The organism is Streptomyces sp. NBC_00102, from assembly GCF_026343115.1.
Classification (GTDB): domain Bacteria; phylum Actinomycetota; class Actinomycetes; order Streptomycetales; family Streptomycetaceae; genus Streptomyces.
In genome coordinates this window covers 3,951,912-3,964,435 of the sequence record NZ_JAPEMC010000001.1, presented here as the reverse complement: position 1 = coordinate 3,964,435, position 12,524 = coordinate 3,951,912, and the positions used below count along the sequence as shown (strand labels likewise).

9 protein-coding genes are annotated in these 12,524 nt (G+C 70.6%); 5 read left to right on the top strand and 4 right to left on the bottom strand.

Annotated elements, in window-relative coordinates; all coding sequences use genetic code 11:
* The first annotated feature begins 58 nt into the window (after positions 1–58).
* Positions 59–1,183, top strand: a complete 1,125-nt coding sequence (gene disA, locus OHA55_RS17660; protein WP_266707415.1) for a DNA integrity scanning diadenylate cyclase DisA — start codon at positions 59–61, stop codon at positions 1,181–1,183.
* Positions 1,184–1,228: 45 nt separating this feature from the next.
* Here disA and OHA55_RS17655 read toward each other — a convergent pair whose 3' ends face one another.
* Complete coding sequence (locus OHA55_RS17655; protein ID WP_266707413.1) at positions 1,229–2,056, bottom strand: hypothetical protein; 828 nt, start codon at positions 2,054–2,056, stop codon at positions 1,229–1,231.
* A gap of 264 nt (positions 2,057–2,320) precedes the next feature.
* On the opposite strand from OHA55_RS17655, the gene OHA55_RS17650 reads away from it, so the two are divergent.
* A complete protein-coding gene (locus tag OHA55_RS17650; protein ID WP_266707411.1) occupies positions 2,321–3,226 on the top strand; it encodes an A/G-specific adenine glycosylase in 906 nt (301 codons plus the stop codon).
* Between the two features lie 123 nt (positions 3,227–3,349).
* Here OHA55_RS17650 and OHA55_RS17645 read toward each other — a convergent pair whose 3' ends face one another.
* Positions 3,350–4,057, bottom strand: coding sequence for a M23 family metallopeptidase (locus OHA55_RS17645; RefSeq protein WP_266707409.1), 708 nt, complete (start codon positions 4,055–4,057; stop codon positions 3,350–3,352).
* Between the two features lie 477 nt (positions 4,058–4,534).
* Between OHA55_RS17645 and OHA55_RS17640 the strand changes: the two genes are divergently transcribed.
* The gene (locus tag OHA55_RS17640) at positions 4,535–4,894 is read left to right on the top strand and encodes a trypco2 family protein (RefSeq protein WP_266707407.1); all 360 of its coding nucleotides are present in this window, start codon (positions 4,535–4,537) and stop codon (positions 4,892–4,894) included.
* Positions 4,891–8,196: a serine protease gene (locus OHA55_RS17635; protein WP_266707405.1), complete on the top strand. Its 3,306-nt coding sequence runs from the start codon at positions 4,891–4,893 to the stop codon at positions 8,194–8,196. The genes OHA55_RS17640 and OHA55_RS17635 overlap by 4 nt, the downstream gene beginning before the upstream one ends.
* Positions 8,197–8,281: 85 nt before the next feature.
* On the opposite strand, the gene OHA55_RS17630 is transcribed toward OHA55_RS17635, so the two are convergent.
* Positions 8,282–10,813 (bottom strand): ATP-dependent Clp protease ATP-binding subunit, encoded by a 2,532-nt coding sequence (locus OHA55_RS17630; protein WP_266707403.1) that lies wholly within the window; start codon positions 10,811–10,813, stop codon positions 8,282–8,284.
* A gap of 517 nt (positions 10,814–11,330) precedes the next feature.
* Between OHA55_RS17630 and OHA55_RS17625 the strand changes: the two genes are divergently transcribed.
* A complete protein-coding gene (locus OHA55_RS17625) occupies positions 11,331–12,065 on the top strand; it encodes an SCO3374 family protein (RefSeq protein WP_266707401.1) in 735 nt (244 codons plus the stop codon).
* Here the strand turns inward: OHA55_RS17625 and OHA55_RS17620 are convergent.
* Positions 12,044–12,385: an Lsr2 family protein gene (locus OHA55_RS17620; RefSeq protein ID WP_266707399.1), complete on the bottom strand. Its 342-nt coding sequence runs from the start codon at positions 12,383–12,385 to the stop codon at positions 12,044–12,046. The two genes, OHA55_RS17625 and OHA55_RS17620, sit on opposite strands and share 22 nt — an antisense overlap.
* Positions 12,386–12,524 lie beyond the last annotated feature (139 nt).

Here is a 12,524-nt window from a genome sequence, read left to right as displayed (position 1 = left end):
TCGCACGCGCGGCACGAGGGACGCAAGGGCACCGCAAACCTGTGACCGGAGGAGTGCAGTGGCAGCCAACGACCGGGCATCATCGCCCGGAAAGTCCGGCCAAGGCACCGGTAACGAAGCGCTGATGCGCGCTTCGCTGAGCGCGGTCGCGCCCGGAACGGCCCTGCGTGACGGGCTGGAGCGCATTCTGCGGGGGAACACCGGAGGGCTGATCGTCCTCGGCATGGACAAGACCGTCGAGTCGATGTGCACCGGCGGTTTCGTGATGAACGTCGAGTTCGCCGCGACCCGTCTGCGCGAGCTGTGCAAGCTCGACGGCGCGCTCATCCTCGACAAGGACATCACCAAGATCCTGCGGGCGGGCGTCCAGCTCGTCCCGGACGCCTCGATCCCCACCGAGGAGACCGGAACCCGTCACCGCACGGCCGACCGCGTCTCCAAGTCGTGCGGTTTCCCGGTCGTCTCGGTCTCCCAGTCGATGCGCCTGATCGCGCTGTACGTCGACGGCGAGCGCCGGGTACTGGAGGAGTCCTCGGCGATCCTGTCCCGCGCCAACCAGGCCCTCGCCACGCTGGAGCGGTACAAGCTCCGCCTCGACGAGGTCGCCGGCACGCTCTCCGCGCTGGAGATCGAGGACCTGGTGACGGTCCGGGACGTGACGGCCGTCGCGCAGCGGCTGGAGATGGTGCGCCGGATCGCGACGGAGATCGCGGAGTACGTGGTCGAGCTCGGCACCGACGGACGCCTGTTGGCGCTCCAGCTGGACGAGCTGATCGCGGGCGTGGAGCCGGAGCGGGAGCTCGTCGTCCGCGACTACGTCCCCGAGCCGACGGCGAAGCGTTCGCGCACGGTCGCGGAGGCGCTGACCGAGCTGGACGCGCTGAGCCACCCCGAGCTGCTCGAACTCGCCGTGGTGGCACGGTCGCTGGGGTACAGCGGTTCGCCCGAGACGCTCGACTCGGCCGTGTCCCCGCGCGGTTTCCGGCTGCTGGCGAAGGTGCCGCGGCTGCCCGGCGCGATCATGGAGCGGCTGGTGGAGCACTTCGGCGGACTGCAGAAGCTGCTCGCGGCGAGCGTGGACGACCTGCAGACCGTGGACGGCGTCGGCGAGGCGCGGGCGCGCAGCGTCCGCGAGGGCCTCTCCCGGCTCGCCGAGTCCTCGATCCTGGAGCGGTACGTCTGACGGCCGGCGCGGGCCCGCACGGATGCGGGCCCGGGGCCCGGGGCGTCAGTCCTTGGCGAGCACGAAGGACGCGCGCTGCAGCGGCTCGCCCGGGGCCTCGGCCTCCAGGAGGTACGTACCCGGGGCCGCCTTGCCGGTCCGCGGGGTCGCGCAGCCCGGGGTGCTCCTGGCGCGGTTCCAGTCGATCGTGCGGATCACCGTCTGCCCGGCCGGGACCTTGAAGTAGAGGCTGCCGGACGCGGCCGGGCAGTCCTTCGAGGACCAGACCTGGTCGTCGTCGTCACCGCTGGCGTCCGTGACGGTGAGCACCACGGTCTTCGGACCGAGGTCGGCCTTGCAGTCGCCGGTGGACGTGTTCTTCGCGATCAGCTCGAACTTCGGGGTTTCCTCGGGGCCGTACGTCACCTTGGTCCGCACGCTCAACTGCACGGCGGCGGGGCGGCAGTCGGGGAGCGCGGAGTTCGCGGGGACCTGGATCCCCTTCGTACCGGCGGCCGGGGCGGTGCCGCCCGAGGCCGCGTCCGCGGAGGCGTCCGCGCCGGGCGAGGGGCTCGTGGTCGCGTCGTCGCCGTTCGCGCCGTCCGTCGAACCGTCGGAGGACGCGCCGTCGCTGTCGCCACCACCCGACTCGTGTCGCCCGCCGGGCTGTTGACTGATCGCCGGCCCGGAGTCGGAGGGGCCGGGTGTGATCGAACGCGCGGGCTCGGAGCTGCCGGGCTTGGCGTCGGGCGCGCTCTTCTTGTGACCCGTGCCGGGCAGGAAGACCCAGGCGAGCAGCGCCGCGAGCAGCGCAACCAGAATCGCCGCTACCACCCTCCGTCGCCAGTAGATGCTGGAGGGAAGCGGGCCGACCGGTTTGCGCAGAGATCCCACGTCGCAAACTGTACGAGAGATCGTGCCCAACTCCCGCCCCACCCGCCGCTCCGATGGTCAACTTTTGCGGATCATCATTCCGCAGGGGGCTGTTGACCACCTGATGCGCGCCCGCTTCACACCGTATGCGCCGGGCAAGAAGGATGATAGCGGGACAGAGGGGACAGAACGGGTGGCGTTGTTCGCCCAGAGGCTCTCGCACGTGGGCGACACCCCCGTGCCCGTGACCGTCGCCGGGGCTTCCGTGCCAGGATCGTAGGTGCGATGACTGCCACGACTTCGACACACACGCCCCCCGCTTCCCTCCTCCACACCCCCGTCATCGGGTGGTTCGAGCAGCACGCCCGCGATCTGCCCTGGCGCCGCCCCGAGGCCGGCGCCTGGGGCGTGATGGTGAGCGAGTTCATGCTCCAGCAGACCCCGGTGAACCGGGTCCTCCCGGTGTACGAGCAGTGGCTGGCCCGCTGGCCACGCCCGGCCGACCTGGCCGCCGAGGCGCCGGGCGAGGCGGTCCGCGCCTGGGGCCGGCTCGGCTACCCGCGCCGCGCCCTGCGCCTGCACGGCGCCGCCCAGGCCATAACGGAACGCCACGGCGGAGACGTGCCGAGTGAGCACGCCCAGCTGCTGGCGCTGCCCGGGATCGGCGAGTACACGGCGGCGGCCGTCGCCTCGTTCGCGTACGGACAGCGGCACGCGGTGCTCGACACCAACGTCCGCCGGGTGTTCGCGCGGGCGGCCACCGGCATCCAGTACCCGCCGAACGCGACCACCGCCGCCGAACGGAAGCTCGCCCGCGCGCTGCTCCCCGAGGAGGACGGCCGGGCCGCGGCCTGGGCGGCGGCGACGATGGAACTCGGCGCGCTGGTGTGCACCGCGAAGAACGAGGACTGCTCGCGCTGCCCGATCGCCTCGCAGTGCGCCTGGCTGCTCGCCGGGAAGCCCGCGCACCAGGGCCCGGCCCGCCGGGGCCAGACGTACGCCGGTACGGACCGGCAGGTGCGCGGCCGGCTCCTCGCGGTGCTCCGCGACTCCGTCGCCCCGGTCTCGCAGGCCGCCCTGGACGCGGTGTGGGACGAGCCGGTGCAGCGCGCCCGCGCCCTGGACGGCCTGGTGGCCGACGGGCTGGTGGAGCCCCTGTCGAACGGCCTCTACCGGCTGCCGCTGACCTGATCCGGCCCGGCCGGGACCTTGTAGCCCTCCGGGCACGGCGAAGCCCCCGGGACTGAACTTCTCGTTCGGTCCCGGGGGCTTCGTGGATCAGCCGTGCTCAGCGCTGGGCGCGATCCCGTTCGGTCAGACGGACACGTTGACGGTCCGCAGGAAGTTGACCGGGTTGATCGCCGAGCCGTAGTTGGCCGTGGTCCGGACCTCGAAGTGCAGGTGCGGGCCGCTGGAGTTACCGGTGTTGCCGGAGAGACCGATCTCCTGGCCGGTCTTCACGGTCTGGCCGATACGGACGTCGATCTTCGACAGGTGCGCGTACTGCGTGTACTTGCCGTTGGCGTGCTTGATCACGATGGCGTTGCCGTACGCGGGGCCGTCGCCGCCACCGTTCGGGCCGGCCTTGACGACCGTACCGGTGTGGGCCGCGTGGACCGGGGTACCGATCGGCACCGCGAAGTCCTGGCCGGAGTGCTTGTGCGCCCAGCGGTCGCCACCGGTGCCGTAGGTGGCACTCAGGGTGTAGTGCTTCACCGGGACCTGCCACGAGGCGGCGTTCTTCTTCGCGGCGGCCTGCTTGGCGGCAGCGACCTTCTTGGCGTTGTCGGCCTGCTCCGCGGCGGACTTCTTGGCGTCCACAGCGGCCTTGCTCTGGGCGGAAGCCTGCTTGGCGACCGCGTCGGCGGTGGTGGCACTGGTGAGGGCGACGGTGCCCGTGGTGCCGGAGGCGAACGCCGCGCCAGCACCCAGAACCATCGACGCTCCCAGACCGGCGGCCAGGACAGCGCCGCGGACACGAGAGGTGGACGGGCGGGTGGGGGTCGTAACGCGCTTCGACATACGAGTAAGTCCTCCGAAGATGGGGGGCTCCCCGGTCGTTCTGTCCGGGGGTGAAACCCGAGCGTTTGTCCGGGCTTGCTCCACCTTGGTAACCCGCCCTGGAGGGATGCTCAAGTACCCCATCTACGAGGGAAAGCCGTAGACCGGACACCGGGAATCGGGCGCGGGACGTCCCGTCGGAGAGGCCGCGCGAAGCCCGGAAAGCCCTCGACCGGAGACGCGAAACCGCAGGTGGAAGCGGTCCGAACCGGATATGGCCCCAGAATCCCGGCAGATCGTTCCGCCTTCCTTTGGTCCCGGCCACCCCCGGGACCAAAGACCTTCCGGCGATTCCGAGCACCACTACGAACCCCACTAGTAGGCTCGAAACGGCCTGTGCGCCTTGTCACCGCCGGTGGGACCAAGGGATGTCCGCTTTGGGACCTTCGGCACGCCACGTTCATAGAGCCGCCGAGCAGGCGGCTTCGGGGGACTGCCATGAGTACCGACGAAACCCACGCCCTGGACCGGATCGAACTGGCCGACGCCGTCGAATCGGTCCGCGACCAGCTCATCGAGGCCGCGGCCCGTGCCACCGGCCGCCCCGTCGTCTTCGGCGTGGGCGACATCCAGATGGAGTTCACCGTCGAGCTCCGCAAGGAGGCCAAGGCGGGCGGCAAGGTCAAGGCGTGGGTGGTGGAGGGAGGCGCCGACGCCTCCCGCACCACCGGCACCACGCACAAGGTCGCCTTCACCCTGAGCCCCCGCAAGGCCGACGGCTCCGGCCCGCTGGAGATCGGCAACGACGCCCCCGGCGGCAGCACCGCCCACTTCGGACGGGGACGCGGCGGCGAGTGAACACCCGTCCCCGCCCCGTACGCCCCACGGACCGCACGGTCGTCGTCCAGTCCGCCCGCCAAGGCAGCGGGGTGCTCCTCACGGACCAGCTGGTGCTGACCTGCGCGCACGTCCTCGGAGGCGAGGCGAGCGCGTCGGTCGCGCACCCGGACCTGCCGGAAACCGTGACCTGCCGCGTCCTCTGGGTGGACGCCGAACAGGACGCGGCGCTCCTGCTGGCCGACGGTCAGCTGCCGCCCGTCCCGCCGGTGCGCCTCGGCGTGCTCGCCTCTGCCCAGGCCCTCCCCGGCTGCGAGATCACCGGCTTCCCCGAGATCCAGCGGTACGGCTCCGAGCGCCATCTGGAGGCCGACCAGTACACGGCCACCGTGGTGCCCATGGCAGGCCTCCTCCGCAACCTCCTGGCCTGCGATCTGGACAGCCCGCCCCCGGTCACCGACAAGGACGGCGAGGCCCTGCTGGGCGGCCTCTCCGGCGGTCCGGTCTTCGCCGGGGCGGTCCTCCTCGGCCTCGCCCGCCAGATACCGCCCCGCCGCGACGGACGACGGGTGGAGTGCGTCTCGCTGCGCCCCGTGCTGGAGTCGGCGGGCTTCCGCCAGGCGTACGAGCAGACCACCGGGTCACAGCCCCGTACGGAACAGGTGCACGGCACCTACTCGGCCGACCTCCGGTACGAGGAGGAGTACGCGGACGCCCTCGGCGCCGCCTATCGCCGCACCAAGATCTTCGGCCTGGACGAGCTGGGCCGCCGCGACTCCGAGTGGGACCTGGACACCGCCTATCTGAGCCTGGAGGCGGAGACGGGCGGGCGGTGGACGGACAGAGGGGTCCGTCCCCCCGTCGCCCGGCCCACTCCCCGCCGCATCGACGATCTGCTGACCGACCGCCCCCGGGTACTGCTCCGGGGCGACGCGGGGGCAGGTAAGACCACACTGCTGTGGTGGCTGGCCGCCCATGCCGTCGCAAGAACGCTGCCGCCCCGGCTGGCGGCCCTCGACGGCCTCGTCCCCTTCGTCGTCCCGCTGCGCACGCTCCGGGCCCGCAACGAGCCGTTGCCCGCCCCCTCGGGCCTCCCGGGGGCCGCCCGGCTCACGGTGGACACCGCGCCGGACGGCTGGGCCGGGCGCGTGCTGGAGTCGGGCCGTGGACTCCTTCTGGTGGACGGGCTGGACGAGGTACCGCCCGGGGAGCGGGAGGAGGCGTACACCTGGCTCTCCAGCCTCCTCACCCGCTTCCCGGAGACCCGTTGCGTGGCCACCGTCCGCCCGCTCGCCGTCGAACCGGACTGGCTGGCCGCCGAGGGCTTCGAGGAGCTGCGGCTGCTGCCCCTGCGGAACGAGGACATCCAGGCGTTCGTGGCGGCCTGGCACAAGGCCGCACGACTGGACGACGACGACCATCAGCGCCTGCGTGAGCTGGAACACGACCTCGCCAGGCAATTCCGCACCAACCGCACGCTGAGCGACCTGGCGCGTACACCCCTGCTGTGCGCGGTGATCTGTGCCCTGCACCGCCGGCAGGAGGGCTTCCTCCCGAACACCCGGTGGAAGCTCTACCGGTCCTCACTCGACATGCTCCTGGGCAACCGGGACCAGCGGCGGGGTATCGGAGGCCCTGAGGGCATCACGATGGAGGTGGAGGAGCAGGCGCTGCTCCTCCAGCGGATCGCGATCTGGCTGGTGCGCGAGGGCCAGACGGAGTTCTCCCGCGAGCAGGCTCTGCGCCAGCTGGACCGGGCGCTGGCGAGCATGGAGCGGGTGCGGAAACAGGGGACGACCGACGCGATCCTGACCCACCTGCTCAACCGCAGCGGCCTTCTCCAGGAACGCACCGAAGACCTCTACCAGTTCACCCACCGCACATTCCAGGACTACCTGGCGGCCGCGGAGTTCGTCGAGTCGGATCAGATCAACGAACTGCTCCGGTGTGCCGAGGACGAGTCGTGGGCGGACGTGATCGAACTGGCGGCGGGCCACTGCGGCAGGCGCGCAATCGGCGAGCTGATCAACGGCCTGCTGGACCGGGCGGAGAAGTACGCCCCCGGCACCCTCGCCTTCGATCCCGAACTCGCCCCGAAGACCCGTGTGCTGGCCGCCCTCTGCGCCCAGCACGCCACGCTGCTGGACGAGGGGACGTGGGGCAGAGTGCGTACCGCGCTCGCAGGGCTCTACCCGCCCCGCCTGGCCTCGACGGTGAAACTACTCGGGTCCCTCGGTCCTGCTGCGCTGACCTACCTGCCGAGGCCCTCCGCCATCCGGTCCGACGTCATCGGCAACGAATGCATCGCGCAGCTGCTCGGCGAGGTCGGCGGACCGGAGGCCCTGTCGTACGCCCGTGACTGGGTGGCGGCCTCCCCGGGGGCAGCCCGCCTGCTGGCCTCCCGCTGGACGAGATTTCCCACCGAGGAGTTCGCGAAGGACGTGCTGGGCAAGGGAGATCTCGGCGGAGCGTTCCTGACCGTCCGCTCCCCTGCCGAGTTGACGGCACTGCCCCATCTCGGCCCTCTCGGGCGCTGGGTCGGCGTCACCCTCGGCGGCCCCTTCACCGACGCCGACCTGCGGCGCGGACTGTCCGAAGCCGCTCCCGGGAACCTGGGCCACCTCGGGAACCCACTGCTCCGCGACCTCTCGACGCTGCGCAACGGCGAAAACCTCAGGCATCTCACGGTCGACGGATGTCCCGGGGCCACCGATCTCTCCCCGCTCGGGGAATGGCCCGCCCTCCAGGAGGTCAACCTCGACGTCAGCCACCTCTCTTGGGACCGGCTCGCCGCTCTGCGGGACGTGGCGAGTCTGAGCGCGCTGGAACTCCGCTCCCCGGCAGGACGCCTGAGCGACCTCCCGCCCATCCCCCACCTCCGGCATCTGGCCCTGCTACGAAGTGGTGCGATGGAACTGGGCGATCTCCGGGGGTGGTCCTCGCTCCAGTCCTTGCGGTTGCCCACGGTGGCCTCGCTGACCTCGCTGGTGGCCGCGCTCCGCACCGCCCCGAGCCTCACCGAGGTCGAGGTGACCCGACCCCGCGCCGAGCCGTGGCCGGGACGCGAGGAGCCGGTCACAGGCGTCGTCAAACTCTCCTTCGGGGTCGACACGGGCCCTGGTACCGACCTGAGGCCGCTCCCCGGCCTGTTTCCGTCCCTTCGGTCCCTCACGCTGACCTGCCACACGGAAACCCGGATCGACCTGACACCCCTGCACGAGCAGCCCGAGCTGCACGTGAAGGTGGTCTGGCTGGCAGCCGGCGGGCAGCTCCTCGGCGCCGAGGAGCTGGGCGACCGCCTGTCCGTCCAGAGCCCCTTCTGACCTCCATGCCTTCCGCACAAAGAAACTGCCCCGGACCGATACCGGTCCGGGGCAGCCCCTTCAGCTCACGTGCTCACGCCTGGAACTACGACGCGTCCTTCGTCATGTTCGGGCCGGCGCCGCCGGCGGCCGACTCGATCGGCGGGACGTCGGGCAGAGCCGACTTCTCCTCGCCCCGGAAGGTGAACTTCTTCTCGTCGCCTTCGCCCTCCGTGCCGACGACCACGATGTGGCCGGGGCGCAGCTCGCCGAAGAGGATCTTCTCCGAGAGGATGTCCTCGATCTCGCGCTGGATCGTCCGGCGCAGCGGCCGGGCGCCCATCACGGGGTCGTAACCCTTCTTCGCGAGCAGGTTCTTCGCGTCCGTGCTGAGCTCGATGCCCATGTCACGGTCCTTGAGACGCTCATCCACCTTGGCGACCATGAGGTCGACGATCTGGATGATGTCTTCCTGGCTGAGCTGGTGGAAGACGACGGTGTCGTCGACACGGTTCAGGAACTCGGGCCGGAAGTGCTGCTTGAGCTCTTCGTTGACCTTGACCTTCATCCGGTCGTAGTTCGTCTTGACGTCGCCCTGGGCGGCGAAGCCCAGGTTGAAGCCCTTCGAGATGTCCCGGGTCCCGAGGTTGGTCGTCATGATGATGACCGTGTTCTTGAAGTCCACGACCCGGCCCTGGGAGTCGGTCAGGCGACCGTCTTCCAGAATCTGGAGCAGGGAATTGAAGATATCGGGGTGGGCCTTCTCGACCTCGTCGAAGAGGACGACGGAGAACGGCTTGCGGCGCACCTTCTCGGTGAGCTGGCCGCCCTCTTCGTAGCCCACGTAGCCGGGGGGCGAACCGAAGAGGCGGGAAACCGTGTGCTTCTCGCTGAACTCCGACATGTCGAGGGAGATCAGCGCGTCCTCGTCGCCGAAGAGGAATTCGGCGAGCGTCTTGGAGAGCTCGGTCTTACCGACACCGGACGGACCGGCGAAGATGAACGAGCCACCGGGGCGCTTCGGGTCCTTCAGGCCGGCCCGCGTACGGCGGATCGCCTGCGAAAGGGCCTTGATGGCGTCCTTCTGGCCGATGACGCGCTTGTGGAGCTCGTCCTCCATGCGCAGCAGACGGGAGGACTCCTCCTCCGTCAGCTTGAAGACCGGAATGCCGGTGGCGGTCGCCAGGACTTCGGCGATGAGCTCACCGTCGACCTCGGCGACGACGTCCATGTCGCCGGCCTTCCATTCCTTCTCGCGCTTGGTCTTCGCCGCCAGCAGCTGCTTCTCCTTGTCGCGGAGGGAAGCCGCCTTCTCGAAGTCCTGGGAGTCGATGGCCGACTCCTTGTCGCGGCGGACGCCCGCGATCTTCTCGTCGAACTCGCGGAGGTCCGGCGGCGCGGTCATCCGGCGGATGCGCATCCGGGAGCCGGCCTCGTCGATCAGGTCGATCGCCTTGTCCGGGAGGAAGCGGTCCGAGATGTACCGGTCGGCCAGGGTGGCGGCCTGGACCAGCGCCTCGTCCGTGATGGAGACCCGGTGGTGGGCCTCGTAACGGTCGCGCAGGCCCTTGAGGATCTCGATGGTGTGCGGCAGCGACGGCTCCGCGACCTGGATGGGCTGGAAGCGGCGCTCGAGGGCCGCGTCCTTCTCCAGGTGCTTGCGGTACTCGTCGAGCGTGGTCGCACCGATGGTCTGGAGCTCACCGCGGGCCAGCATCGGCTTCAGGATGCTCGCGGCGTCGATCGCGCCCTCGGCGGCACCCGCACCCACGAGGGTGTGGAGCTCGTCGATGAACAGGATGATGTCGCCGCGGGTGCGGATCTCCTTGAGGACCTTCTTCAGGCGCTCCTCGAAGTCACCGCGGTACCGGGAGCCGGCCACCAGGGCGCCGAGGTCCAGGGTGTAGAGGTGCTTGTCCTTGAGGGTCTCGGGCACCTCGCCCTTGACGATCGCCTGGGCCAGGCCCTCGACGACGGCCGTCTTGCCGACGCCGGGCTCACCGATGAGGACCGGGTTGTTCTTGGTCCGGCGGGACAGCACCTGCATGACCCGCTCGATCTCCTTCTCGCGCCCGATGACCGGGTCGAGCTTGGATTCGCGGGCGGCCTGCGTGAGGTTGCGGCCGAACTGGTCCAGCACCAGGGAGGTGGAGGGAGTGCCCTCGGCGGGGCCGCCGGCGGTGGCGGTCTCCTTGCCGGTGGAGTAACCGGAGAGCAGCTGGATGACCTGCTGCCGCACCCGGTTGAGGTCGGCACCCAGCTTCACCAGGACCTGCGCGGCGACGCCTTCGCCCTCGCGGATCAGGCCGAGCAGGATGTGCTCGGTGCCGATGTAGTTGTGGCCGAGCTGGAGGGCCTCGCGGAGCGACAGCTCCAGGACCTTCTTGGCTCGGGGCGTGAAGGGGATGTGGCCGGACGGGGCCTGCTGGCCCTGACCGATGATCTCCTCCACCTGCTGGCGGACCGCCTCGAGCGAAATCCCGAGGCTCTCCAGGGCCTTAGCGGCGACACCCTCACCCTCGTGGATAAGGCCCAGGAGAATGTGTTCGGTGCCGATGTAGTTGTGGTTGAGCATCCGGGCTTCTTCCTGAGCCAGGACGACAACCCGCCGCGCGCGGTCGGTGAACCTCTCGAACATCGTTAATCGCTCCTCAGAGCGGTCAGGCAGTTAGGGGTCGGTCCCCTCCCTGTCCTTCCGCAGCTTAGTCCCGCAAGCGGGGACCGCTCATTCCAACTGCCGACCGGATCACCCCCGCAGCAGCGAGGAAACCTTGCCGATCAGCCGACACCTGCTCCAACCCGATGGTGCGAGACGATGTTCCCGCAGGCCAGGCAGATACCCCTGTCACCACTACGCCGGTGGCGAACGCGAGACGCCCCGGTCGGTCTGTCGCCCCTTCCCACCAGTCATGTCTTACCCGCAATTACAGACAGTCCATGCGGCGCGCGCCCGTTCCCTCCGCTACGGGCGAACAACCGCGTGGCGCCCGACGCCCCCGTACACGCCCTTGACGGGAACCCTTCGTGATGCCGCGCACACCCGGCGTGACGCGGGTGGCGTCCCGCCGCGCCCCGGACCAGAGCTCCCCGGTCCTCGCGGGCTCCTCGCGCGGCACCTGGCGTAACCCGGACGGCGGTCCGGCGGTTCATCGCACATGACCCCCATCGTCCCGTCCCCCCGCGCCCCGCGGCCGTCCGACACGTCGGCGCCGGCCCCGTCGGGTCGCGGGCCGGCCCCGGACGCGGGTACGCGCCCGGCAGCCGGGCGAGCGAGCGGCACGGAGAGCGCCGGGCCGCTCCCGTACGGAGACGCGGAGGGGCCGGCGGACTCCGAGGAGGCCGCCGCGGCCACGGAGCGGTGGTACGAGGACGGGCTCGGCTGGGCGACCGACGGGGGCCGCCCGCCGGCGCTCCTGACCGGGGTCCGGTTCGACGTGCTGGAACTGCCCGCCGCCGCGGGCCGCGCGGTGCTGCGCAGGTTCGGCCGGACCGGCCCCGTGGCGGTGGCGCGGGGGCGGATGCGGCTGTTCGTGGCGGCCGGGAGCGCGGAGGAGCTGCCCGCACTGCTGGACTGGCTGGAGTGGGGCGGCATCGCGCTGGATCTCGTGGGCATCGGGGCCGGTGGCAGGATCACCGCACCGGCACCGCCCCGGCTGTCGCACCGCTTTCCGCCGGGGGCCGCGTTCTGGCTGCGGCCCCCAGAGCCGCCGCGGGGTCCGGATCCCTTTCTTCCGGGCCTCGCGGATTTCGGGAGCAGGGGTGGGGATGCTCCCGATCTCGTACGGCTGGTGGATATGGCGGCGACGGAATGCCACCGGGTCCGCCTGAGGCGTTCCCGGGTACTTCCGCCGGCCGTCGGGCCATCGAGTCAGCCGTTGGCGCGCTCGTAGGCCTCGCGGACGCTGGCGGGAACGCGACCGCGGTCATTCACGTCGTGGCCGTTCTCGCGGGCCCACTTGCGGATCTCGGCGGTGTCCTTGTTGCCGCCCGTACCGGTACCGAGCGCACGGCCCTTGCGGCCCGTGGCGGCACGGCCGCCGGTGCGACGTCCGCTCTTGGTGTAGGGGTCGAGCAGATCACGGAGCTTGTCCGCGTTGGCCGTCGTGAGGTCGATCTCGTAGGTCTTGCCGTCCAGCGCGAACGTGACGGTCTCGTTCGCCTCGCCGCCGTCGAGGTCGTCAACAAGAAGGACCTGAACCTTCTGCGCCACGAGATATCCTTTCATCGAAAATGGAGTACGCGGAAAGGAAACCGCTTTTCCGGGGAAAACACAAACCCCAGGGAGAGGTTCAGGAGCCGGGGAACGCGGGAAACGGGCGCGTATCGGACATAGGGATCGGCGTACTTCT